Origin of the sequence: Paraglaciecola algarum, assembly GCF_021532655.1 — a bacterium.
GTDB lineage: Bacteria > Pseudomonadota > Gammaproteobacteria > Enterobacterales > Alteromonadaceae > Paraglaciecola > Paraglaciecola algarum.
Map to the genome: position 1 here is coordinate 1 of NZ_JAKGAS010000015.1, position 25,516 is coordinate 25,516.

Annotated in this window: 22 protein-coding genes; 4 read left to right on the forward strand and 18 right to left on the reverse strand. The window is 39.7% G+C overall.

Annotated elements, in window-relative coordinates:
• The first annotated feature begins 119 nt into the window (after positions 1-119).
• The 3 genes from L0668_RS18660 (at position 120) to L0668_RS18670 (ending at position 1,946) form a co-directional block, all read left to right on the forward strand.
• A complete protein-coding gene (locus L0668_RS18660) occupies positions 120-617 on the forward strand; it encodes a DUF2867 domain-containing protein (RefSeq protein ID WP_235314242.1) in 498 nt (165 codons plus the stop codon).
• A 120-nt stretch (positions 618-737) separates the two neighbouring features.
• A complete protein-coding gene (locus tag L0668_RS18665; RefSeq protein WP_235314243.1) occupies positions 738-1,496 on the forward strand; it encodes a penicillin-binding transpeptidase domain-containing protein in 759 nt (252 codons plus the stop codon).
• Between the two features lie 90 nt (positions 1,497-1,586).
• On the forward strand, positions 1,587-1,946 hold the full coding sequence (locus tag L0668_RS18670; RefSeq protein ID WP_235314244.1) for a hypothetical protein: 360 nt from the start codon (positions 1,587-1,589) through the stop codon (positions 1,944-1,946).
• 1,148 nt (positions 1,947-3,094) lie between these two features.
• Here L0668_RS18670 and tilS read toward each other — a convergent pair.
• The 18 genes from tilS to rpsB form a co-directional block, all read right to left on the reverse strand.
• Entirely contained in the window at positions 3,095-4,459 is a 1,365-nt protein-coding gene (tilS, locus tag L0668_RS18675; protein WP_235314245.1) for a tRNA lysidine(34) synthetase TilS, read from the reverse strand.
• A gap of 68 nt (positions 4,460-4,527) precedes the next feature.
• Positions 4,528-5,484, reverse strand: a complete 957-nt coding sequence (gene accA / locus L0668_RS18680; protein ID WP_235314246.1) for an acetyl-CoA carboxylase carboxyl transferase subunit alpha — start codon at positions 5,482-5,484, stop codon at positions 4,528-4,530.
• 60 nt (positions 5,485-5,544) lie between these two features.
• Positions 5,545-8,964 carry a DNA polymerase III subunit alpha gene (dnaE, locus tag L0668_RS18685; protein ID WP_235314322.1) on the reverse strand — a complete coding sequence of 1,140 codons (3,420 nt, stop codon included), beginning with the start codon at positions 8,962-8,964 and terminating at the stop codon, positions 5,545-5,547.
• Between the two features lie 89 nt (positions 8,965-9,053).
• The gene (gene rnhB, locus L0668_RS18690; protein WP_235314247.1) at positions 9,054-9,650 is read right to left on the reverse strand and encodes a ribonuclease HII; all 597 of its coding nucleotides are present in this window, start codon (positions 9,648-9,650) and stop codon (positions 9,054-9,056) included.
• A 70-nt stretch (positions 9,651-9,720) separates the two neighbouring features.
• Positions 9,721-10,890 carry a lipid-A-disaccharide synthase gene (lpxB, locus tag L0668_RS18695; protein ID WP_235314248.1) on the reverse strand — a complete coding sequence of 390 codons (1,170 nt, stop codon included), beginning with the start codon at positions 10,888-10,890 and terminating at the stop codon, positions 9,721-9,723.
• Between the two features lie 3 nt (positions 10,891-10,893).
• Complete coding sequence (lpxA, locus tag L0668_RS18700) at positions 10,894-11,661, reverse strand: acyl-ACP--UDP-N-acetylglucosamine O-acyltransferase (RefSeq protein ID WP_235314249.1); 768 nt, start codon at positions 11,659-11,661, stop codon at positions 10,894-10,896.
• 3 nt (positions 11,662-11,664) lie between these two features.
• Complete coding sequence (gene fabZ / locus L0668_RS18705) at positions 11,665-12,111, reverse strand: 3-hydroxyacyl-ACP dehydratase FabZ (RefSeq protein WP_235314250.1); 447 nt, start codon at positions 12,109-12,111, stop codon at positions 11,665-11,667.
• Between the two features lie 35 nt (positions 12,112-12,146).
• Positions 12,147-13,181, reverse strand: a complete 1,035-nt coding sequence (lpxD, locus tag L0668_RS18710) for a UDP-3-O-(3-hydroxymyristoyl)glucosamine N-acyltransferase (RefSeq protein WP_235314251.1) — start codon at positions 13,179-13,181, stop codon at positions 12,147-12,149.
• 66 nt (positions 13,182-13,247) lie between these two features.
• Complete coding sequence (locus L0668_RS18715) at positions 13,248-13,763, reverse strand: OmpH/Skp family outer membrane protein (protein WP_235314252.1); 516 nt, start codon at positions 13,761-13,763, stop codon at positions 13,248-13,250.
• Positions 13,764-13,812: 49 nt separating this feature from the next.
• Positions 13,813-16,290, reverse strand: a complete 2,478-nt coding sequence (gene bamA / locus L0668_RS18720; RefSeq protein ID WP_235314253.1) for an outer membrane protein assembly factor BamA — start codon at positions 16,288-16,290, stop codon at positions 13,813-13,815.
• A gap of 62 nt (positions 16,291-16,352) precedes the next feature.
• The gene (gene rseP, locus L0668_RS18725) at positions 16,353-17,735 is read right to left on the reverse strand and encodes a sigma E protease regulator RseP (RefSeq protein WP_235314254.1); all 1,383 of its coding nucleotides are present in this window, start codon (positions 17,733-17,735) and stop codon (positions 16,353-16,355) included.
• A complete protein-coding gene (gene ispC, locus L0668_RS18730) occupies positions 17,736-18,971 on the reverse strand; it encodes a 1-deoxy-D-xylulose-5-phosphate reductoisomerase (RefSeq protein ID WP_235314255.1) in 1,236 nt (411 codons plus the stop codon). It abuts the gene before it with no gap.
• Entirely contained in the window at positions 18,971-19,834 is an 864-nt protein-coding gene (locus L0668_RS18735; protein ID WP_235314256.1) for a phosphatidate cytidylyltransferase, read from the reverse strand. The genes ispC and L0668_RS18735 overlap by 1 nt, the downstream gene beginning before the upstream one ends.
• A 63-nt stretch (positions 19,835-19,897) precedes the next feature.
• A complete protein-coding gene (uppS, locus tag L0668_RS18740) occupies positions 19,898-20,641 on the reverse strand; it encodes a polyprenyl diphosphate synthase (protein ID WP_235314257.1) in 744 nt (247 codons plus the stop codon).
• A 19-nt stretch (positions 20,642-20,660) separates the two neighbouring features.
• Positions 20,661-21,218: a ribosome recycling factor gene (frr, locus tag L0668_RS18745; RefSeq protein ID WP_235314258.1), complete on the reverse strand. Its 558-nt coding sequence runs from the start codon at positions 21,216-21,218 to the stop codon at positions 20,661-20,663.
• 68 nt (positions 21,219-21,286) lie between these two features.
• Positions 21,287-22,018 carry a UMP kinase gene (gene pyrH, locus L0668_RS18750; RefSeq protein WP_235314259.1) on the reverse strand — a complete coding sequence of 244 codons (732 nt, stop codon included), beginning with the start codon at positions 22,016-22,018 and terminating at the stop codon, positions 21,287-21,289.
• Between the two features lie 198 nt (positions 22,019-22,216).
• Positions 22,217-23,089, reverse strand: a complete 873-nt coding sequence (gene tsf, locus L0668_RS18755) for a translation elongation factor Ts (RefSeq protein WP_235314260.1) — start codon at positions 23,087-23,089, stop codon at positions 22,217-22,219.
• A gap of 123 nt (positions 23,090-23,212) precedes the next feature.
• Positions 23,213-23,944, reverse strand: coding sequence for a 30S ribosomal protein S2 (gene rpsB, locus L0668_RS18760; RefSeq protein ID WP_235314261.1), 732 nt, complete (start codon positions 23,942-23,944; stop codon positions 23,213-23,215).
• A 264-nt stretch (positions 23,945-24,208) separates the two neighbouring features.
• On the opposite strand from rpsB, the gene L0668_RS18765 reads away from it, so the two are divergent.
• Positions 24,209-25,399, forward strand: coding sequence for an MFS transporter (locus tag L0668_RS18765; protein ID WP_235314262.1), 1,191 nt, complete (start codon positions 24,209-24,211; stop codon positions 25,397-25,399).
• Positions 25,400-25,516 lie beyond the last annotated feature (117 nt).

Sequence of the window (25,516 nt, forward strand, 5' to 3'; positions counted from 1 at the left end):
TCAATGATACCAATTTAACGGACGCGGGAATAACCCCACCGTCCAACAAGGTATTTAACCGTCATTGAACTACACGAGGTTAAAATACTAAGATGTTATATGCTCCAAGGAGGTTGTACATGGTTTCGGAAATGGAGTTTCCATTAGAAACAAAAATCAACGGTAAAGAGGTCAATTCTTATTACCGAGATTCATTTAAAGTTCGTGTTAATAAAACTAATCTTGAAGCTAAAAATGTATATCACAGTATATTTGGTTTTTTACCCAAACCCGTGCAACTCGCTTTATCATTACGTAATTCCATAGTGAAACACTTTGGTTTCTCGGCTAGTAATACTGAAATGAGTCTGCCACTAGATGATATTCAGGCAGGTAAGAAAGCTGGCTTCCTTGTAATCGAGTCAGTAGAAACTACGGAAGTTATTTGTGGTGCGTATGAGCCTAATATGGATATGTGGCTATCTGTTTTAAAATTATCAGAACAAGAGTTTTCTGTTTCTACCTTAGTTAATTTAAAAACTAAAACAGGTAAAGTATATATGGCTTTTATAAAGCCTTTTCATAAATTAGTTGCCAAGTATTGTATTAGACAAGCACTCAAAGCAGGTCGTATATAACAAGTGAATAATGTTGTTCGTAAACTCACTGGGAATTTTACTTGCTGGCCTACGGCCAAAACGCGCTTAAAATCCCCATATTCAAAGCGTTAGGACACACACATTAAGATCGGGATAGATATGAAGTATTTGGTACTACTTGTTATGTGGGCTTTCTCAACCAGCATATATGCTGTAGATGATGAGATAGAAAGCCTTTATAAGGCTAATAATATTAATGGCTCGATACTCATTGAATCAATCGATAGTAAAGTTAAGTATCAATACAATATTAATGATAAAGAAAGCTTCATACCTGCTTCTACCTTCAAAATCCCCAATACACTTATCATATTGGAAGAAGGTTTGATTAAAGATCAATTTGAGGTCATTAAATGGGATGGTAAAGAGAGAGAATATGCACCATGGAATAAAGATCAAACACTTAAGAGTGCATTTCAATATTCGTGTGTGTGGTGTTACCAACGTTACGCAAAGCTAATAGGTGATGGAAAATATCATACCTATTTACGTAAGTTCAATTATGGAAACATATTAACTGGTGATGATGTAACTCGTTTTTGGTTAGATGGTGAACTAAGAATTTCGGTTAAAGATCAAATTAATTTTTTACGCAAAGTACAGGCTGAAGAGTTACCTGTGCAAAAAGAGCATATTAGAACACTAAAAAATATAATGCTGACAGATAATCAGAAACACTACAAAATTTGGTCAAAAACTGGATGGTCTGGGAAAGATGGATGGTATGTAGGCTATTTAGTCACTAGCAATAAAACATGGTTTTTTGCCAATCACATTGAAATAAACAAAAAGTCGGATTTAGGGTTTCGTAAAGAACTAACCATTGAAACATTTAGAGTTTTGGACATTATTCAATAGCAATGGGTATAACAAGCCACTGCACTCGGAAATTTTACTCGCTTCGCTTAAAGTTCCGGTGAGTGGGGCGTAATGTGTCATGGAGGATTAGTGAGTAAATTCCTATCTGAAGAAAGAAAAGATGCTGTAAAGCTGTTATTTGACGCATTTAAACATTTAACTACTTTGTGTACTGGCTCAATAGTTCTTTTAGCCACCTTCTTGAGAGATATTCCTGATACAGGATGGTCTAAATTATTCGCAGTTGGCGCAATTATTTTTTTGCTGATTGCAGTTTTACTTTCCGTAGTCGTTTTGATCCTAATTCCAAAAGTTCTAGCGGAAGATGGTTTAAGAGATGAGAGAGTTAAGAGCCCGTTTATGGTTGCGGCTGTATTCGGAGGAGGCTCCTTCATCTTAGGAATAATAATGCTAGCTGTTTTTGTTGTAATTAATCTAGGAAGTTTTTAAATATCACATAACAAGTTGCCTAAATTCGCCGCAAAAAACGCGGCGAGGACAAAGCGTTATAAGTACCAGGAGATAATGTAGTGCCATCAAACTTAGTAAATCACAATATAAAGTTTATCCAGCATTCATACGTACTGGTTTTAATTGGTTTGATAACTTTTATCATAAATTTAGTGTTTTACTCTGTAGATTATATTGCAATTAGTGTTGGTATTGGGCTAGGCGTATTCTGGGGAGCACTATTGCCGTGGTCATGGAAAAGTAACTCAAACATTTTGAACTTAGTATTTACTTTCGGTTTGCTAATCCCAGCGTCTATTCACTTGAGTAATAAAACAGGAGGCAGTTCGAGTTTTCAAATGTTATCAACACTGCTATTTTTATCTGGAATTATTTGGTTTATGCGTAAGGATAAATTAATAAAACACCTTTCAACGTAAGGTACTTATAGCAAACCGATCAAGTAAAAGGACAAAAAAACAGTTGGTTTTTGCCGCATATCTATATCAATCATTTTTAGCATATTCCCTATATCTTTGTATAGGTTAGGTTAGTTTTCTTTCCTATCAAGGAAAGCACTTCTGTTAATTTGGGTGATTAGAATTTAAAATTAGAACAAACCGGTACCGGCTTAAAAAACTACCGGAATGATGGGGGCTATTCCTCCAGTTTTTTTTTATGGCGCAGCCATGCTTTTAATTTATCCGCGACTACAAATTCCCCATTTAATCATTGGCTTGTCAGATGGGAAGACATGGATGTCTGACCAAGGCAATCTTTTATAGCTGGGAGCGGCTTATTATGAAATACATCCCTATATTTCACCCTATGGGCCAACCTGCGGTTGTTCAAATTCATTCCCTATGAATTTGTGCTGGTTCGACATAAAAGCCAATTATTTGATGAATTAGACAAAAGTTTCTGGAAAATTTTTGAACAGCTTTAGCTGGTTCACGCAGGGCATGGACAGCCCGAAGTAAATTTGTCCGGAGCAGAGACTTTCTTGGTTACTTATTTTGTCGTTTGAAAAGAAGTAATTGGTGCGGCATGGACGCCGTATCAAAAACGTCAGGATGACGGTGAACGAAGTGAATAGCCTTAGTGCGAAGCATAATGTGAACGAAGTGAATGCTTTAAAAACCACCAGTTTACGGTAAATAACTCACAGTCATCCTTCTTTCTGTAGTTTCAGACAATTCACTGGAGACTATCCATTTACCATCAATAAACAAACCAATAATTCTATCGTTTTGCACCAGCTGAATAACTCTGTCACGTTTCCATGGTGGAACTTGCCATACCTTAAACCATTGTTTCAGCGGCTTACTGTGAGGGGCATCTACTGGCTTAAAGCGCTTACCGTAACGGGCTAATTCAATTAAGATGTCGCCAACAGCTAGATTAAACCTAATTCCATTATCAATAGATACTCCCTGTGACTCAAACTGTAAAGCACCTACATTTTGAGGTAATACAACTTGCTCTTGTCCTGTCCATTGAAAGCTAGTGGGTTCAACTTTATCTTGAACCTTAATTACATAAAGTTGTTGATTAAAGCGCCTAAATTGCCAAGTTTGCCATTGTAAAATAGGGTTTGCATCGTCAGCGGCTTTTAAAACGTCTGGCAATAAGCGCTCAAGTACGGCTAAAGAAGGACTCTGAATACCTTGCTGTGCTAGCCAAAAACGCACCACTTGATTGATCCAGGTTACAGACAGTTCTAATAAACCAGCTATATCTAGACTCTTATCTTCATTTTCCAGTCTAGAGAGCTTTTCAGCACAGACTTCGTCTAACATGTCTTGTTGTTGCGCGCACAAGGACGCACTACGAGACACTGACTTAGCCAACTCTGGCCAGCGATTTTGTAAAACCGGCAGTACCTCATGACGCAAGAAATTACGCTCAAAATCTGTGTTTTGATTAGATTCGTCTTCACACCAATTAAGTTGATGCTGCTGAGCATAAGCTAAGATATCTTGCTGAGAAACGGTTAATAAGGGTCTATGGAATGTGACAGCTTTACCGGTTAGGTCATGAGCTTGCCATGTTTGATTCATAGCTGATAAACCTTTGGGCCCAGCTCCACGTTTTAACTGCAATAAAAAGGTTTCGAGTTGGTCGTCTTGATGTTGGCCTAAGAATACATGCGAATGTTCCGGCACAAGTTCAGCTATTTTTTTATATCGTGCGTCTCTAGCTAAAGCCTCAAGACTGGTACGAGATGAATTTTGTAATTCAACTTTAGCGGTTTGAAATTCTACATTGAGTACTTCACACACTTGTTTGCAATGACTTTGCCATACATCAGCGTATTGACTTAAGCCATGATGGATATGAATAGCGTGTAAGTTAAAACCAAACTCAATTCGCAAGTTACTCAAAGCATGCAACAACACATGAGAGTCTACGCCACCACTAAAGGCCACTACTATGTCACGAGTATGTGGTTGTGATTTTGACTTGATATAGGTTTCGAGTGTGTTGAATATTTTCATCTTGCTAGTAAACAAAAAGCCACCTGTTTATGCAACAGATGGCTTTATTTATCTTTAATATTTATTTTTAACAATATCTACTTTTAACAATAGCCAAAAGACATTAAACGCTCATATCTCTGATCTAATAGCTCTTCTTTAGACAAACTAGCTAACTGCGATAACTGTTGTTTTAGGGTGGCTTTTAAATTAGCCGCCATGCTGTCGTGATCTCTATGCGCACCACCTAGAGGCTCATCAACTATAGTATTAATTAAATCTAATTCTTTAATTTGTGGCGCACTTACCCCCATAGCTTCTGCAGCTAATGGCGCTTTTTCAGCACTTTTCCACAAAATAGACGCACAACCTTCCGGTGAAATAACTGAGTAAGTACTGTATTGCAACATGTTCACTCTATCACCCACACCTATAGCTAATGCTCCACCAGAACCACCTTCACCAATAACCGTACAAATGATTGGTACCTTAAGTCCAGCCATCACTTTTAAGTTTTTAGCAATGGCTTCACTTTGTCCACGCTCTTCGGCACCTACGCCAGGATAAGCCCCAGGAGTATCAATAAAGGTAATTATAGGTAAGTTAAAACGTTCAGCCATTTCCATTAAACGTAAGGCTTTACGGTAGCCTTCAGGTTTAGGCATGCCAAAGTTACGTTTGATTTTTTCTTTGGTGTCACGGCCTTTTTGATGACCTATGATCATCACTGCCTGCCCATCAATTTTAGCTAAACCACCTACTATAGCTTTATCGTCGGCATAAGCACGATCACCGGCTAATTCATCAAAATCAGTACAAATACGTTCGATATAATCATATGTATAAGGTCGCATAGGGTGACGGGCTAATTGTGAAACTTGCCACGCACCCAAATTAGCAAATATTTTTTTACTTAACTCTGCACTTTTCTCGCGAAGTTTAGTAATTTCTTCTTCAATACTTACGTCAAACTCGCCCCCTTGATTGACTAGTCTTAACTCTTCAATCTTCGCTTCTAATTCTGCGATGGGTTTTTCGAATTCTAAGAAATTTACGCTCATTTAACACCTAATTATATTTTTGTTTTTGCTTTCACTAGCTTGCCGTTTTATAGAGCTGAACTAATGAAATTCTAAATTAACCTGTGGTTTACCCAATAACTGTTGTAGTTCATACAACAGCTCATCTTCAGGGGTAACATACCACTGCGCGCCCAATGTTAAGTCGGCTTTTGCATCCGGATGTACATAATGTATCTGGACGGGGCAGCTGCCACCTTGGTGAGGCTCTAAAATTGCCTGTAGTTTATCGATTGTAGCAGAATTACACCAGCTTGATTCTAGATGTATTTGTAACCACTTAGCATTTTTTTCTCTTGCTTGGATAATATCCATAGCATCACGAGCCGACATTGTATTGCCACCTGAGAAATCATCAAGTCTGACCTGTCCACTAATCAGCAGTATTTTATCCTCTTCGAGCAACTCTTCATATTGTTCTAACATTTCTGGTGAAAAACGTACGTCGATCCTGGCACTTTTATCATCTAAGGTCACCAAAGCCCAACGCTTACCACGTTTACTCACCATGATCCTTTTGCCAATCACTAAACCAACAGCAAACGCCACTTGGTCGCGGTTGGTTGGTTGTAAGTCAGCTAATCGACATTGGGTATATTGCTTTATTTCATTTAGATATTGATTGATCGGATGGCCGGTCAAATACAAGCCTAAGGTAAGCTTTTCGCCATCTAACCAGACTTTTTCTGGCCAAGGGTTCACATTCGCAAAGGCTTGTTGCACTTGCTCAGGCTCTGTATTTAATAAGCCAAACATATCTGATTGGCCTACAGATTCAGCTTTAGCATGTTGATTAGCAGCATGAATGGCATCGGGCAAAGATGCTTGAATAGAAGCCCTATGGGGACCTAAAGAATCTAAGGCACCAGCTAACACTAACTTTTCTAACACTCTTTTATTGATCCGTTTAATGTCAACTTTGGCACAAAAATCAAATAGGTCGGTGAATTTTCCGTGCTTTTCACGTGCTTCAATAATGGCTTCGATGGGTCCTTCACCTACCCCTTTAATTGCCCCTATCCCGTAAACGATGCGCTCTTGCTCATCTACGGTAAATTTATGGCTACCTGCGTTTACATCGGGCGGCAAAATCGTAATATTCATTCGACTACATTCGTCGACTAGGGTCACTATTTTGTCGGTATTGTCCATATCAGCAGACATAACCGCCGCCATAAACTCAGCTGGGTAATGGGTTTTTAGCCATAAGGTCTGATAGGATACTAAGGCATAGGCCGCCGAGTGAGATTTGTTAAAACCGTAACCTGCAAATTTTTCTACTAGGTCAAAGATTTTTATAGCTAGATCAGGATCTATACCATTATCTTTTGCACCACTTTCAAATGCACCTCGCTGCTTTTCCATCTCCTCAGGCTTTTTCTTACCCATAGCTCGGCGCAGCATGTCTGCGCCACCTAGGCTATACCCTGACATTTCCTGGGCGATTTGCATGACCTGCTCTTGATACAAAATAATGCCGTAGGTGGGCTCAAGTATGGTTTGTAAACATTCGTGCTGGTATTCAGCATCTGGATAAGAAATAGCTTCACGTCCGTGTTTACGGTCGATAAAGTTATCAACCATGCCTGACTGCAAAGGCCCTGGTCGAAATAGAGCAACGAGAGCGATGATATCTTCAAAGGTGTCAGGTTTAAGGCGGCTAATTAACTCCTTCATACCACGGGATTCCAATTGGAATACCGCTGTGGTTTCTGAATTTTGTAAAACCTTAAAACATTTGGGGTCAGTTAAAGAAATGGCAGCAATATCAATGTCTTTGCCTTTACCCTTTTTGATCATATCAATGGCCCATTGAATGATCGTTAAAGTACGCAATCCCAAGAAATCGAATTTAACTAAACCTGCCGTTTCAACATCATTTTTATCAAATTGAGTAACTGGGTTTTTACCTTCATCGTCACAATAAAGTGGCGCAAAATCTGTAATAGTGGTGGGAGAAATCACTACACCACCGGCATGTTTACCGGCATTTCGAGTCACGCCTTCTAGAATACGACACATATCAATCAGATCTTTTACATCTTCATCTTGGGCGTATAACTCAGGTAACCTAGGCTCTTCTACAAATGCTTTTTCGAGTGTCATGCCCGGTGTGGGCGGGATCAACTTAGATATATTATCGACAAAACCGTAGGGGTGGCCTAAAACTCGTCCTACATCGCGCACCACTGCTTTAGCGGCCATAGTTCCAAAAGTGATAATTTGAGACACAGCGTCGCGGCCGTACATTTCAGCCACGTGATCGATCACTTCATCACGTCTATCCATACAAAAATCAACATCGAAATCAGGCATGGATACCCGTTCTGGGTTCAAAAAGCGTTCGAATAGTAGATCATATTCCAGCGGATCAAGATCGGTAATGTCTAGCGCATAAGCCACTAAAGAGCCGGCACCAGACCCTCGCCCAGGGCCCACTGGAATATTGTTATCTTTACTCCATTGAATAAACTCCATTACGATCAAGAAGTAACCAGGAAATCCCATTTGGTTGATGACACCTAACTCGATTTCAAGACGCTCGTCATATTCTGGACGTTTCTCTTTGCGCACGTCTTCATCGGGGAATAAAAATGCTAAGCGACGTTCTAAGCCTTCTCTGGATACCTTGACTAAAAAGTCTTTAATATCCATACCTTCTGTAGGAAAGTCAGGTAAAAAGTAGGTGCCTAACTGGACGGTGACATTACAGCGTTTGGCTATTTCTACGGTATTTTGAATCGCTTCGGGAATATCTTGAAACAAATCAGCCATTTCTTCAGCGGTTCGCAAGTATTGTTGATCGCTATATTTCTTTGGCCGACGGGGATCATTTAGGGTAAATCCATCATGAATAGCCACTCGTATTTCATGGGCGTCGAATCCCTCTTGGTCAACAAAACAAACCTCATTAGTTGCCACCACTGGTAAGTCATTTTGCTGCGCCCATTCTACCGCGCGATGAATATAATTTTCTTCACCTAAACGACCTGTGCGAGTTAATTCAAGATAAAAACAATCTGGGAAATGCTCTTGATAAAAAGCGGTAATATCTTTGGCAACCTCAAGATTGCCTTTGGTCAATACTTGCCCTAAATCTCCAGCAAAGCCACCAGAAATAATGAGCACACCTTCTTTAAACTCGGCTAACCAATCTCGATCTATCACAGCTCTATCTTGAATACTGCCGCGCTCATAGGCTTTAGAGATCAATAAGGTAATATTTTTATAACCTTGATTATTCATGGCTAACAATGTGAGACGAAATAAGCTACCTGCTAGTTGTTCACTTTGTACCCAAAAATCTGCTCCAATTAAAGGTTTAATGCCATTAGCATGAGCTTGGCTATAATATTTAACCAGACCACACATGTTCATTTGGTCGGTTATGGCCACAGCCGGCATATTTAGCTCTTTTACTTTACTGATAATAGGCTTCACTTTATTGAGGCCATCGAGCATAGAAAAATCACTGTGCACACGCAGATGGATAAACTCTGCTGGTTTAGTTTGAACTTCTGCTTGGGTTTGGTTTAGAGCTTGAACTTCGGTCATTGCTCACCAGCCAATTGTCCACCACGCAAACTTAAGGACTTTTGTACAGGTTTAAAACTCATGCGATATTCAGCTAGCGGCCCTAACTCGGCGAGTTTAGCCATATGTAGTTTAGTGGGATAACCTTTATGTTGGGCAAAGCCATATTCAGGGTGACGTTTGTCTAGCTCAGCCATTTCATCATCTCTGGTGACTTTAGCAATAATAGAGGCAGCGGAGATTTCAGCAATTAAGCCATCTCCTTTGACTATCGCTTCACATGAGTAACTCCAATCAGGACAACGATTACCATCCACTTGAACATGATCAGGTTGAATGGATAAACCTTCTACCGCACGCGTCATAGCCAACATAGTGGCGTGAAGAATATTCAGTTGATCAATTTCTTGCGGACTTGCCCTACCGATTGACCAAGCTAAGGCATGTTGTTTGATTTCTTCGGCTAACAGATTGCGTTTTTTTTCGGAGATCTTTTTGGAGTCAGCTAAACCGGCGATGGGATAATTGGGATCTAAAATAACCGCAGCTGTGACAACATCGCCAACCAAAGGTCCACGACCCACTTCGTCAACACCAGCTAGAATTCTACTCATTACTTTTATTCATTAATTATGTTCAGTCATTGATTATGTTTGATCATTTGTTATCTAGTGATTTTTTTAACTATTTCACTAGGCAGCCTGACGCTATTAAATTAGCCACAGCTTTAGCCGCTTGTACGTCAGCATCTTGTTTAAGTGACTGATGTAGTCCCTCAAATTTGCTCACTAGTTGTTGTTGTTGAGCACTATTTTTGTCTGCCAACATAGGTAACAACAAATCGACTATATTCTCGACGTTAACCTCTTCTTGCAATAATTCAGGGATCAATTTTTCATCGGCCAGTACATTTGGTAAAGCAAAATATTTAGCCTTGTATAACCAACGCATTAATTGATATGTGATTGGACTTAATTGATACGCCGTCACCATGTTTTTTTTACATAACATAGCTTCAAGGGTGGCAGTGCCAGAGGCTAGCAATACCGCATCTGAGGCTATCATGACTTCTCTAGCGTGACCAATTACCACTCGGCAATCCAATTCTGGCAAATGTGTTTGCAGATACTCGTCCACTTGTTGTTTACGCTGACGATTAACCACAGGGATCAAGACTTTTAAATCAGGTATATCTTGCCTAATTTTAAGGCTTGATTGGATGAACACATCTAATAGTGTATCCACTTCTCGTTTACGGCTCCCCGGCAGCACTGCCAATACTACATCGTTTTGTTTCAGATTGAGTGCAACACGAGCAGCTACCATATCTGGTTTGATATCGATATCATCAGCCATAGTGTGGCCTACAAAATCACAAGGAATTTGATGTTTGTCATAGACCTTTTTTTCAAAAGGGAAAATACTTAACACTAGGTTAGTGGCTTTAGCGATTTTAAATATACGTTTTTCACGCCACGCCCAAACCGTTGGGCTGACATATTGTACGGTTTTAATCCCGCGTTTCTTTAATTTGGCTTCTAAACTCAAATTAAAATCGGGCGCATCCACACCAATAAATACATCGGGCGGATTCGTCAAAAAATGTTGAGTCAAGGTTTTGCGTACAAACATTAAGCGGCGAATTCGTGACAACACTTCAACTAAGCCCATCACAGACAACTCTTCCATTTCAAACAAAGAGTGACAGCCTTGATTTTGCATCTTAGGCCCAGCTATGCCTTCGAAACTAGCATTGGGGAATTGTTTTTTGAGTTGTTTAATCAGCCCAGCGGCTAAAATATCGCCCGACGCTTCGCCGGCAACAATACCTATTTTGAGTGCTTTGTCGCTCATGGTTTAGCGTACAATTCCTCTAGAAGAGTTTTTAACAAAATCGGCCATCATCTTGATTTCGTCCGATGCGCCTTCCATTTCTAATAACTTCTCGACAGCTTCTTCTGCTCGATTACCGCTACGATACAAAATTTTATAAGCTCGCTTAATTTGTAAGATAGCTTCTGGGTCAAAACCTCTGCGGCGTAATCCTTCAGAGTTTATGCCTTTAGGTGTGGAATCATCTCCTAACATCACAAAAGGAGGGACATCTCTAAACGCAATCACCCCTCCGGCTATAAAACTGTGGGAGCCGATATGACAAAATTGATGAGCCGCAGTCATGCCGCCCATTATCACCCAATCACCAACGTGCACATGTCCGGCCAAGGTTGCATGAGTGGCTAAAATACTATTGTTACCGATGACACAATCATGGGCTATGTGCACATAGGTCATGATTAAATTATTTGACCCTATGCTAGTCACACATTGATCTTGCACTGTACCCCTATGCACAGTAACACCTTCACGAAATATGTTATTGTCACCTATCACTAATTCAGTCGGTTCGCCGGCATATTTTTTATCCTGGCAATCTTCTCCAATAGAACCAAATTGGTAAAAATGGTTATTTTTACCAATAGTCGTTTTACCTTTCACGACAACGTGAGACTCAAACACACAGTTATCGCCAATTGATACATCAGCATCAATTACGCAGAAAGGTCCAATAGAGACATTTTCACCAAGTTTTACCGATGAATGAATTATTGCAGTTGAATGGATCACCTTTTACAATTTCCTCATAGCGCACATAAATTCAGCTTCACAAGCTTCCTTTCCATCCACACTGGCTACACCATGAAATTTCCATATTCCGCGTTTTTCCTTAATTAAGGTCACTTTCATGTCAAGTCTATCACCCGGCACAACTGGCATTTTAAAACGGGCTTTATCTATACCCGCATAAAGATATAGATCATCTGAATTACCTTGGGTTTTAAAACCTAAGACACCAGCAACTTGGGCTAGGGCTTCTAAGATCATGACTCCAGGAAAAATGGGCTTTCCAGGGAAATGCCCAGTAAAACAAGGTTCATTAAAGGTAATGTTTTTATACGCTTCAATGGACTCATTTAAGGTGTAGTCTGTCACTCTATCAACCAATAAAAATGGGTATCTATGCGGCAACAATTCCATGATTTCTTCTACATCTAAACGATTTAAGCTATTCGCCAAGGGGTAACTCCTAAACTAACAAAACGGCAGTCCTACTACTCGTCTTGGGATTTTTCTAATGTTTTCACTCGCTGATTAAGGCTAGTAATATTTCGCATCGCAATCACGTTTTTACGCCATTGCTTGTATGGTTCGGCAGGCATACCTGATGAATACACGCCAGCTTGAGTAATGTTTTTAGTCATCATACTCATACCTGTCATCACCACTCCATCACAAATGGCGATATGACCATTGATCCCAACCAATCCGGCAATGCTACAGTTTTTACCGATTGTGGTGCTACCTGCTACCACTGAGCACGCAGCCATAGCCGTGTTTTCACCAATTTCGACATTATGGGCAATTTGACACTGGTTATCTATGATAACCCCATCTGCTAAAATAGTATTGTCTAATGCACCCCGATCAATAGTGGTGCTTGCACCAATTTCAACCCTATTGCCAATTTCGACACTGCCAAGTTGGGGAATTTTAATCCACTGGCCTTGATCATTAGCATAACCAAAACCATCACTGCCAATCACAGTATTGGCTTGGATTAAACAATCTTCGCCCATTATCACATCATGATAAATACTAACATTGGCCCATAATTTAGTATTTGCGCCAATTTTTGCACCTTTACCAATAAAGCACCCGGCTCCAATTTGTACATTGTCACCAAGGATGACATCACTTTCAATTACAGCAAAAGCACCAATTTTCACACCTTGCCCAAGACTCGCGCTTTTAGCGATCTCTGCTCGGGGTGATATTTCATGGGAAGCTGCGGGGGTATTATCTAATAGTTGCGCGGCTTTGGCATATCCAACGTAAGGGTTTGCCATAACAAGTGCTGTTTTAGAGCAATGTGCTAATTCATCAGGATGCAAAATAACAGCCTGAGCTTGAGTATCCAGAAGCTGGCTACGATACTTGCTATTAGATAAAAATGAAATCTGACCATTACTAGCTTTGGCTAAACTAGCAATACTTTGGACAAGGGCATCTGGACTATCACCATCCGCCAAATGTAATTCTGCACCAATTGCCAAGGCTAAAGACGCTAAACTTAGTGAATGACTCAAAATGTCTCCTACTAGAGAGTGTGGCCCTAGTTAGAACTAAGGCCAGCTAAGTGATTACCAACCAAGCTATTGGATTTTATTAACTTGCTCAATCACTGCTTTAGAAATGTCGTATTCTGGATTGATATAGGTTACGGCTTCTGCATTTAACACTAGGTCATATTTTTCTTTAGCCGCAACAGCTTCGATGCCTTGTCTAATTAAACCTAACAATTTACCTTGCTCTTCTTGAGCACGTTTTTGGATTTCTTGTTGTAAAGGTTTCGCTTTAGCTTCGTAATCAGTTCTAAGTGCAATGATCTTATCTTTCAACTCTTCTTTTTCTTTATCGCTCATAGTCGCAGCATCACGTTGATTTTTTTCAAGGTAATACTTGATGTCTTTTTCTAATCTGCTGACTTCTTCAGTTTTATCTTTAAACTCTGCAGCAATAGTTTGCTGAATAGCAGCGGCTTGAGGTAAAGCTTGGAAAATACCTTGAACGTTAACCGCAGCTATTTTTTGTTCTGCTTGAACTGTCGCACTCACCATGGCACTTGCCATCAAAGCGCCAGTAATTAAACTTTTAGTAAATTGTTTCAAAGGAAACTCCTGTTTTTTATTGTTATGGGCTGGCACACCAGCCGAAAAATTAAAATGTTTGACCAATATTAAAGGTGAAGAACTTAGTATCATCACCTTGACGTTCCTGAATTACTTTAGAGAAACTAAATACCATAGGTCCCATAGGTGACAACCATTGTACAGAAATACCACCAGAAGCTCTATAAAGAGATGGGTCACTGTAGTCAATCAAGGCATCATCTTCATATTGTTGGGTCACAGTTAAGTCTTTATACCTATCGTAATCAAATTCTGTATCCCATACGTTACCCACATCAATAAACATACTGGTTCTTACTGAGTTATCAAAATCTACCTCAACGAACGGTGTAGGTACTATGAGTTCAACTCCACCTAATAACATGGCGTTACCACCTAAAGAGCGTCTAGATATTTGAATACTATCATTCTCAGGATTACCTAAAATGGGCCTACCTGATGGGTCTGTAACGACTGCATTAGGGTTAACATAAACACCTCTTGGGCCTACTGTATTATTTTCAAAACCACGTAAGGTATCGGCACCACCTGCGGTAAAGTGCTGAGTAAATGGCAATATTTGATCTATCCCATCAACATCACCATAACCATTACCGTAACCCATTTTTAATCGGGCTAAGAATGACCAACGTTGATTACGCGATAGTGGAAAATACCACTTAGCATCAATTTCAGATTTAAAATAGTTAACATCTGAATTAGGCGTGGTTACACCAAACGATGCTCTTTGCGATGAACCTGCAGTAGGAAACACACCACGGTTTAAGGTAGACCTAGACCAAGCAACTGAGGCTAAGAAGCTGTAATAATTAATTGCAGCATCTGGATCATTTGGATCGATAAATTGATTATTAAACCTTATGGTCTGTACATAGGGTTGGTTCTGAAACAACTCAACATTTGAGTAGGTTAAACCAAAGTTGATTCGATTGTACTGATCTATCGGATAGCCAATGTTAGTCCCTACAGAGAACTGTTTACTATTATATTGGATCAAATTAGCTGAGCTACCATCAAATTCACTATAAGAAACTGAGCCACCTAAACTGATACCATCAATGGTAAAATATGGGTCCGTATAGGACAATTGCACACTCTTTTGATATGACACAGTACTGACATTAAACGCCACACGTTTACCTGTGCCTAAGAAGTTATCTTGTTGAATACCCGCTTGCAAACTGAGCTTGGTTCTATCACCGTAACCAATACCGGCATTAAATGAACCTGAAGCTTGTTCTTTAACAGTAAAGTTTACATCAACTTTATCTTCTTCACCTGGTAGACGCACAGTTTCAAAATCTACTTTTTCCATGTAGGTTAATCGAGATAAGCTGTTTTTAGATACTTCTAAAGTGTCGTTAGATAACCAAGACCCTTCCATTTGATTGACCGATTGTCTTAATACTTCGTCAGCTGTACTGACGTTTCCTTCGAAATTAATTCTACGTACGTAAATACGTTTACCTGGATCAACAGACAATACCAACTTAACGGTTTTATCTTCTTCATTAATATCGGGAATAGTGGTGACAGTGGGGTAAGCATAACCATATCTGCCTAGATATTTACTAATATATTCTTCGGTATAAGTGACTTGAGCTTGATTGTATAATTGACCTTCTCTGATTGGTAAGACTAACTTTAAATATTCTTCAAACCCTAACAAGTCACCAATTAGCTCTACCTCTGATATATTATATTTTTCACCTTCGTCTACATTTAAAGTAATGTAAATCCCTTCTTTGTCTGGCGTCATTGATACTTGAGTGGAATCAATGTTAAAACGCAAATAACCGCGATCTTTATAATAACTAGTAATAGTTTCCATATCGCCAGTTAAAGTTTGTTTCTGGTAGCGAGTTTCAGATAAAAAATCCCACCAAGGTGTGTCAAATTGTAATTCAACTTGTTCTAATAATTCTTCATCGGTAAAAATCGAGTTACCCACGATATTAATTTGCTCAATACTGGCTGCATCACCTTCTTCAAATAATAATTTCAAATCCACTCGATTTCGAGGTAAAGGTGTGACAATCGCGGTTACATCAGCGTTGTATTTACCGATACTGTAAAAGAAGTCCTTTAGACCATTTTCAACTTGGGTCAGCATGGTTTTATCTAGCGGTTCACCCACCACAATATTATTGCCATCTAAACTTTCTTGTAACTGCTCATCTTTAATATCGTCATTATCTTCAAACTCAATATTGCTGATAGTTGGACGTTCTTGGACTCGCACTAAAAGTACATTACCATCACGTAAAATTTGAATACTTTCAAAATGGGTTGAAGAATACATGGACCGGATCAACTGGGCGATACGGAAACTATTCATCTCATCACCCACATTAACCGGTAAATAGGTTAATGCGGCGCCAAGTGCGACTCTTTGTAACCCTTCGATTTTAATGTCTTTAACCACAAACTCACTATTGGGCGCTGCTTTTGCGAAGCTAGCAATGGATAACATTAATCCGGCAACAACTAACTGTTTAAACTTCATTGATTAGTATTCTTCCTAAACGTATTCGAAAATACGTAAATGGTCATTTCGACCGATAAAAACTATAAACGCGCAATATCGTTAAAAATTGCAACACTCATTAACAGTAGCAGCACAAAGCCACCAATTTTAAAACCTACTTCTTGTACTGAATCTGGGACAGGTCGGCCACTCAAAAGTTCTATAAAATAATAGAGTAAGTGCCCGCCATCAAGTACCGGTAAGGGTAAAAGGTTAATTATGCCTAAATTAACACTAATTAGCGCGAGAAAGCTCAAAAAGTACACTAAACCAGAACTTGCGCTCATGCCTGCACCTTGCGCAATGGCAATGGGCCCACTCAAGTTTTTAACCGATACATCGCCAGTTAATAACTTTCCTAGCATTTCTATGCTCAAAGTCATTAAACGCCAAGTTTTATCTAGCGCTTTTCCTAATGCTTGGGACAAACCATATTGATGAATAAACACCATTCCCTCAGGCCAAGCTTCATATCTTGGGGTAAATCCCATATAACCAACTACAGCTTGGCTACTAACTTCGCTTCCTTGCTCTTTACTACTTAGCTCCCTGCTACCGACTAGCCCCTCTAATCTAACATTTTGATTATTTCTCAACACATCAATTTGAATAGACTCATTGGGTTTAGCCACCACATGACTCACTATTTGTTCCCAATTTTGCATACTAGTTCCATCTATACGCAAAATTTTATCATCCGCTAATAAACCAATCTTTTCAGCAGCCGAGTTTTCTTGCACATATCCCAGTGTATTCGACACTTCTGGCCTAAAAGGGGTTAGGCCTAAACTAGACAATGGCGACTCTTTATCTGGATCAAATTTCCACTGACTAATATCAACCTTGGCAGACTTAACAATCGGATGGTTATTCTCAGTCCATTTAAGTGTTAATTGCTCATTACCAATATGCGACATTAATTCATAATTAACATCTTCCCAATCTGTCACTTTACGCTCGCCAACTTGCACAAGTGTCGCTTTAGCGGGTATTAAAGAGGCACTTAAAATACTCTCTGGTTCAATATTACCCACAACAGGCTTAATGGTCTGTAAACCAATGAGATACATAACAAATAAGGCAAAAATCGCAAAAATGAAGTTAACTAAGGGCCCCGCTGCAATAATAGCTATTCTCTTTAAAACATGTTGACGATTAAACGCATGAGGCAAATCTTCTTCAGCAACTTGTTCTACACGCTCATCCAACATTTTGACATAACCACCAAGGGGAATAACGGCTAATACAAACTCGGTACCATGTTTATCTGTTTTGCGCCAAAACGCCTTACCAAATCCAATGGAAAACTTTTCCACCTTAACGCCACAACGCCGAGCCACCCAAAAGTGTCCCCACTCGTGAACCGCGACTAAAATACCTAAGGCAATGACAAAAGAAGCGACACTCCAAACAAACTCAAACATTTAACTCGCATCCTTTATTGATTGAAAGTTAAAACCCTTAATAATATTTTGCGTACAAGCTCGTGCAGCTTGGTCACTGGCTATAACCGCATCAATACTATCCAAAACATGGCTAGAAGTTTGTTGTAAACATTCTTGATTCACTTGAGCAATTTGAGTAAAGCCAATCTGCCCTTGTAAAAATGCTTGCACAGAAATTTCATTCGCAGCATTTAACACTGTGGTGGCATATTGCCCAGCTTTACTGGCTTGAATGGCTAAATCTAAATTAGGAAAACGTGCTGACTCAGGTTGAGAAAAACTAAAGTTAGCAAGCGTACTAAAATCTAAAGGTTTAACCCCTGACTCAATACGTTCCGGGTAAGCTAAAGCATGTGCAATGGGGGTACGCATATCTGGATTACCCATTTGCGCAATCACTGAACCATCTACATATTGCACCATAGAGTGAATAATACTTTGTGGATGTAACACCACTTCAATATCTTGTGCTTTTAGGCCAAATAAATACCTTGCTTCAATAAATTCTAAGCCTTTATTCATCATAGTAGCGGAGTCTACAGAGATTTTTTTGCCCATATCCCAGTTAGGGTGAGCGCAAGCTTGTTCCGGCGTGACGCTGGATAAATCAGTCAAGGGGGTATTTAAAAACGGACCACCTGAACCGGTCAATAATATTTTACTGATACCAGAACTAGCTAAGTCACCGTATTTATAATCTACTGGCAAACACTGAAAAATCGCATTGTGCTCGCTGTCTATAGGTAACAGTTGCGCGTTATTGTCATTTGCAGCTTGAATAAACAAATCACCAGACATCACCAAAGATTCTTTGTTGGCTAATAATACTTTTTTACCTGATTTAGCCGCAGCCAATGTGGGCAATAAGCCGGCGGCACCGACTATCGCAGCCATGACAATATCAACATCAGTTGCACTGGCAACCTGTATTAATCCCTCCTGCCCTACTAAAACTTCACAGTGTAAATTGGCTTGGGAAAATAATTGTTTGGCTTGTTTATAACAAGTTTCATCTGCCACAACCACATATTCTGGCTGGCAAGCTTTAGCCTGAGCTAACAATAATTCAAGGTTCCGATTAGCAGTTAAGGCAAACACCTTAAATTGCCCTGAATGCCGACTAACCACATCTATGGTACTTTGCCCAATAGAGCCTGTAGCACCCAAAATACTGATTTTTTGAACCTTGTTTTGTGATTCTAAAATTGCCGGCATTAGGCCATCCAAGTGACATAACAAAATGCAAATACAGGGAATGCAGCGGTTAAACTATCAATTCTGTCCATAATGCCGCCATGCCCAGGTAATAAAGTGCCACTGTCTTTTATGCCCGCACAGCGTTTGAACATGCTCTCGTTTAAATCACCTAAGGCTGACACGCCAACGGTTAATGCACCAATTACTACATGTAACCATATTCTTGATGCTTCGAATTGATAGTGGGTCGCAGCGAAGGCAATGATCAAAGATGAAGCAAAAATGCCGCCCATTAATCCTTCTAAAGTTTTACCTGGTGAAACTTTTGGGCGTAGTTTATGTTTGCCAAATTTAACCCCAACAAAAAACGCGCCAATATCTGCCGCCCACACTATGCCTAATACATAAAAAATTAATGACGCACCATAAAAAGGGTCTACGTCGTACAAACTAGTGCGTAACGATACAACCGCTACCCAAGTAGGGATTAGGGTAAAAAAGCCAAAAATGCCGCGAATGGGTTTACTGCAATACCAGATTGAACTGAATCTAGGGTAAGCAATGATCATGGCTAAAGATATTAACCACCAAAGTGACGCTAACGATAAAATGTAATGGTAAACACTATTCAATTTACCCTGATACCAAATCATATCTGTGGGTAAGATATAGGCTAAAACTAAACATGTTACTGTGACTAATACTGCATAGGAAATTTTGGTAAATTTACGGGTAATACCCGACATACTTGACCATTCCCAAGCACCTAAGCCAACAACCAATGCAATCACCACCTGAAAACTAAATAAAGGAAGGAATAGAATGGCCATTAGCGCCAAAGGAGCCAAGATAACGGCGGTGATGATTCGTTGTTTTAACAAAACGCTGTCCTATTTTTAATCAACCACATTTTATTCAACCGCATTTTATTCAACCGCAAAACTCTAAACACTTACTTGCTCTGAGGTTTTACCAAAACGACGTTGACGTTCATTAAAACAGTCAACTGCAAGCTGAAATGATTCTTCACTAAAGTCAGGCCAATAATTGTCACAAAAATATAGTTCTGCGTAAGCCACTTGCCACAGCAAAAAATTACTAATTCGTTGTTCGCCACCGGTACGTATTAATAAATCCACGGCTGGCAACTCTGATGCACAAGTGAAATGATTAAAGACATCTTCATCAATATCGTCAATCGCTAACTCACCTGCTTTTACTTTTTCAGAAAGTATTTTTGCAGCATTCACTATGTCCCATTTACCGCCATAATTAGCCGCAATATTCAGGGTTAATCCATCATTATTTTCGGTCAACTTTTCAGCGTCAGTTACTTTCTTTATCAATTTTGGTTCAAAGCGACTCGTATCGCCAATCACCTTTAATCTTACGTTATTTTTATGTAGTTTCTTAACTTCACTACCTAAAACTAATTTAAACAGCTCCATTAACACACTGACTTCTTCAGCAGGTCGATTCCAATTTTCACTGCTAAAAGCAAACAAGGTTAATGCTTCAATCTTGTTCTTAACCGCAAATGACACTGAGGCACGCACGGCTTTTACACCCGCTTTGTGACCAAAGGTGCGAATTTTTCCTTTTTCTTTAGCCCAACGACCGTTGCCATCCATGATGATGGCTACGTGTTGAGGCATAGGTATTTCCATGTTTTGAGCAGTCGAATTCATCAATTCACAAAGGTCCTGATTATACTTCCATTAAATCTTTTTCTTTGATCACAAGTATTTCATCTACTTGTTTAACGTAGATATCCGTTAACTTTTGGATTGAATCTTCACCACGACGACTATCATCTTCGCTGATTTCTTTCTCTTTAAGTAACTCTTTGATATCACCATTGGCATCGCGGCGAATATTACGGATGGCCACTTTACCTTGCTCGGCTTCAGCTCGCACCACTCGAATCAAATCTTTACGCCTTTCTTCGGTTAGGGCCGGCATAGGAATGCGCATAACAGCACCTGCACTCATAGGGTTAAGCCCTAAGTCTGATTGCATGATGGCTTTTTCAACCGCTTGCGCCGCACTTTGATCAAATACGGTCAAGGCTAAGGTGCGGGCATCTTCGGCCACTATATTGGCTAGCTGTTTTAATGGTGTTGGCGCGCCATAATAAGGCACCATAATACTGTCAAGTAAACTTGGGTGAGCACGACCTGTGCGAATTTTTGATAATTGGCCTTTTAGTGCCGCTACACTTTTTTCCATACGCTGACGCGCATCATCATTTATGTCATCAATCACGTTAATCTTCCTACTAGCAAATTTAATTTATTCTGTATGCGAAATTCTGTTATGTACGGCTAATCTGCTTATTCTGCATGTGTGATAAGCGTTCCGTCATCTTCACCCATAATAACGGCTTTTAAGCAGCCAGGTTTGTTCATATTGAACACTCTGATGGGTACGCTATGATCTCTAGCCAAAGTAAAAGCAGCTAAGTCCATTACTTTTAATTCTTTTTCTAACACTTCGTTATAACTCAGTGTTTTGTATAATGTTGCATCAGGATTTTTAGCTGGGTCTGAGTCATACACACCGTCAACTTTAGTGCCTTTGAGAATGACGTCGGCTTCAATTTCAATGCCCCGCAAACAAGCTGCAGAGTCTGTAGTAAAAAAAGGATTGCCAGTTCCGGCAGAAAAAATCACCACTCGACCTGATTTCAATAAACTAATGGCTTCTGCCCAGTTATAGTTGTCACACACACCATTTAATGGGATTGCAGACATCAAACGAGCATTTACAAAGGCACGATGAAGGGCATCGCGCATGGCTAAACCATTCATCACTGTGGCTAACATGCCCATGTGGTCACCCACAACACGATTCATTCCTGCTTTGGCCAAACCTTCGCCACGGAATAGATTACCACCGCCAATAACCAAGCCGACTTCTACACCCAATTCAAGTAATTCTTTAATTTCATGGGCCATGCGATCTAACACTTTAGGGTCGATGCCGAAGCCTTCTTCTCCCATTAGTGCTTCACCACTTAATTTTAATAATATTCTTCGATAAGCAGATTTAGATACTGTACTCATAGATTGGCATTTCCTTACGATGAAAAAGGCGATGATGGTTTAAAACTTATTTATTTAAAATAACGTACATAAAAAAGCACCTCAATTTGAGGTGCCCGTATTATACCCAAACAAGTTCAAAATGCATGTTTCATGCAATAATTTAAACTGATTTTAGTATTTACAGTTAGGACTGAAGCTATTTCAGCCCAAAACCGTTTATTTTTTAGCCGCAGCCATTTGCGCAGCCACTTCAGCAGCAAAATCTTCTTCTTTTTTCTCGATACCTTCACCTACCTCAAAACGTACGAAGTTAATCACATCCGCACCTTTAGATTTAAGTAAATCAGCAACTAGAATTGAAGGATCTTTTACAAATGGTTGACCTGTAAGACTGATTTCGCCTGTGAATTTCTTCATGCGACCAGCAACCATTTTTTCAGCGATTTCAGCTGGCTTGCCAGATTTAACGGCTATGTCCAATTGAATCTCTTTTTCTTTTGCTACCACTTCTGGAGCAACATCTTCAGGCTTAACAAATTGTGGGTTAGACGCTGCTACATGCATAGCAATATCTTTCGCCAACTCTTCATCACCACCTTGTAAGATTGCGATCACACCGATACGCGCACCATGTACATATGCACCAAGGTTATCACCTTCAACCGTAATAACACGGCGAGGACTGATGTTTTCGCCAATTTTAGCCACTAAAGTATCACGTAAATCGCTTACTTTAACGCCATCAACTTCTGCGTTGTTTAATGTGTCCATATCATTGATTTTGTTTGCAGAAGCAACTTCAATCAATTGAGAACCAAACTTAATGAAACCTTCGTCACGTGCAACAAAGTCAGTTTCACTGTTTACTTCCATCATAGTTGCTACACCATTAGCAACTTTAGTCAAAATCACACCTTCAGCAGCAATACGACCTGCTTTTTTAGCGGCTTTAGCTTGACCATTTTTACGCATATTTTCTATTGCAAGCTCGATATCACCATTGGTTTCTACCAATGCTTTTTTACAATCAAGCATACCTGCGGCTGTACGCTCGCGTAATTCTTTAACTAGGGCTGCAGTCACTGCCATCTTCGTTTCCTCAGCAAAAATTTATTAAACATTTAAAAACAGGGGCTGTCGCCCCTGTTTTATTTTTCGACAATAAACCGGAGAATGATTTTTACAATCTAAACTCGGTTAAAAGCTTGTTGCTTATTCAGCAGCTTCTACGAACTCGCCTTTTTCAGCTGGCACTTCGTTAGTTTGATTACGACCTTCAGTCACGGCTTCAGCAGCGGCATTCAAATATAATTGAATCGCACGGATTGCATCATCGTTACCCGGTACTATGTAATCAACACCATCTGGACTTGAGTTAGTATCAACGATTGAAACTACTGGAATACCAAGGTTACCGGCTTCAGTAATTGCGATATGTTCGTGGTCAGCATCAACAACAAACAATACATCAGGCAATCCGCCCATGTTTTTGATCCCGCCTAAGCTAGTCTCAAGTTTTGTCATTTCACGCTGAAGCATTAACACTTCTTTTTTAGTTAATTTATCGAACGTACCGTCTTGGCTTTGTTGCTCAAGATCTTTTAAACGTTTGATTGACTGACGAACGGTTTTCCAGTTAGTCAACATACCGCCTAACCAGCGTTTGTTAACGTAGAACTGGTCACATTTATCAGCCGCTTCTTTAACTGCATCACTTGCAGCACGTTTAGTTCCAACGAAAAGCACTTTACCTTTTTTGGCAGCAACGCTACCAACAAAGTTCAAAGCTTCGTTGAACAAAGGAACTGTTTTTTCAAGATTGATGATATGAACTTTGTTACGTGCGCCAAAAATGAATGGTTTCATTTTTGGATTCCAGTAACGAGTTTGGTGTCCAAAGTGTACGCCTGCCTGAAGCATGTCGCGCATAGATACATTTGCCATTATATAGATTCCTCAATATGGGGTTAGGCCTCCATACATCCCAGTTTTCGATCTAATTAGAGTAAACTCTGCTTAGACACCCCGAAAAATGTGTCGATGTATGTGTGTTATTTAAGCTAAATTATATAGCCGCATCGCGATAATTAATAAGTGCAATTTGCCTCATTAATTCCAGCGGTGCGCTTTATAGCATGAGATAGGTATAGGTTCAAGAACCTTCTATTAAATTAGCTTAAACAGGCCCTAACCAAAATGGACAATATTTTGAATAAAAAATGGCGTACGCCCTTTACACAGCTCATTTCAATTGCAACCTGCACCAAACTTGCAGATTTGTTAATTTCTGCTTCCACTACTCTACCTTGGTTGCTAACTAGTTTAGGCGCACCAGGCTGGATTATTTCTTTATTAGTCCCTATACGAGAGTCAGGCTCTTTAATCCCTCAATGGTCTATCAAACAAAAAACCCAGGATATTGAAAATCGAGTGGTGTTATGGAGATTTGGTATTCTCGCCCAGACAAGCGCAATATTTTGCATTTTATTGGCAGCATTGTTCACTCGTTCCTTGATGGCGGGGTTACTCATTCTATTTTCATTAATCGCTATGAGCTTAGGACGTTCTCTTACATCATTAAGTATGAAGGACATACAAGGTAGCAATATCGATAAGGGTAAGAGAGGAAAATTAGTCGGTGTCGCTTCTTCAATTTCTGGACTTTTATCAATGCTGACAGCAGGCTTAATGATCATTGCACCACAAGATAAAAGCTCTACCTTAATACAAATACTGCTTGGCTTGTCTGTTTTATTAATGATACTGAGCTTAACCTTGTCGAAGCATTTAACCGCGAATATCAAGGCTTCGCAGCATCAATTAAACAAAACTGCCAGTATATGGAAAACGGTACGCTCCCACCGCGCCCTACAAAATTTAATCATTAGCCGCTGTTTGCTATTACATGGAGCCTTGATCGCTCCTTTTTTTGTGAGTTTTTCAGCGACAAATAGTGAAAGTTTCCAATTACCTTATTTCATTATTGCCAGTGCCCTTGCCACTTTTTTAAGCTCTTATTTATGGGGAACCTTGGCAGACAAAAGTGCAGTGAGGTCGTTGACATGGGCCAGCCTAATATGTGTTGTAACCTCTGTTAGTTTTTATTTTATTCTACCTTGGCAAGTTTGGTATTTAGATATTGGCTTGTTTTTTATACTAAGCCTTGGATACGCTGGTGTACGAACAGGCCGCAAAACGTATTTATTAGACATTGCACAGGGCGAGCAACGCACTCTCTACGTTGCTGCGGCTAATACCACAGTGGGATATATACTTTTGGCTTTGGGCGGTTTTTATGCCGTATTAAGTGTTTGGGTAGGAGAACATCTTATTTTAATAATGAGTACAGCTTTAGCACTTGGGCTAATTCATACCTTTACCTTGAAAGCTGAAAAATAGCCCGCCCTAAACACAGTTAAAGGCAAAAATTTACATGACCATCACATCAAGTTACATAACAAGTTAAAGAAAAACATAACCCCTAGCGAGTTCAAGCTTGAAAAGATACAATATGTA

Coding starts and splice junctions, on each gene's coding strand:
- L0668_RS18665 (WP_235314243.1), top strand. CDS start 738: ATGAAGTATTTGGTACTACTTGTTATGTGGGCTTTCTCAACCAGCATA.
- uppS (WP_235314257.1), bottom strand. CDS start 20,641: ATGAATTCGACTGCTCAAAACATGGAAATACCTATGCCTCAACACGTA.
- bamA (WP_235314253.1), bottom strand. CDS start 16,290: ATGAAGTTTAAACAGTTAGTTGTTGCCGGATTAATGTTATCCATTGCT.
- pyrH (WP_235314259.1), bottom strand. CDS start 22,018: ATGAGTACAGTATCTAAATCTGCTTATCGAAGAATATTATTAAAATTA.
- tsf (WP_235314260.1), bottom strand. CDS start 23,089: ATGGCAGTGACTGCAGCCCTAGTTAAAGAATTACGCGAGCGTACAGCC.
- ispC (WP_235314255.1), bottom strand. CDS start 18,971: ATGCCGGCAATTTTAGAATCACAAAACAAGGTTCAAAAAATCAGTATT.
- L0668_RS18660 (WP_235314242.1), top strand. CDS start 120: ATGGTTTCGGAAATGGAGTTTCCATTAGAAACAAAAATCAACGGTAAA.
- rnhB (WP_235314247.1), bottom strand. CDS start 9,650: ATGAGTAGAATTCTAGCTGGTGTTGACGAAGTGGGTCGTGGACCTTTG.
- rpsB (WP_235314261.1), bottom strand. CDS start 23,944: ATGGCAAATGTATCTATGCGCGACATGCTTCAGGCAGGCGTACACTTT.
- accA (WP_235314246.1), bottom strand. CDS start 5,484: ATGAGCGTAAATTTCTTAGAATTCGAAAAACCCATCGCAGAATTAGAA.
- lpxB (WP_235314248.1), bottom strand. CDS start 10,890: ATGAGCGACAAAGCACTCAAAATAGGTATTGTTGCCGGCGAAGCGTCG.
- dnaE (WP_235314322.1), bottom strand. CDS start 8,964: ATGCTCGATGGCCTCAATAAAGTGAAGCCTATTATCAGTAAAGTAAAA.
- rseP (WP_235314254.1), bottom strand. CDS start 17,735: ATGTTTGAGTTTGTTTGGAGTGTCGCTTCTTTTGTCATTGCCTTAGGT.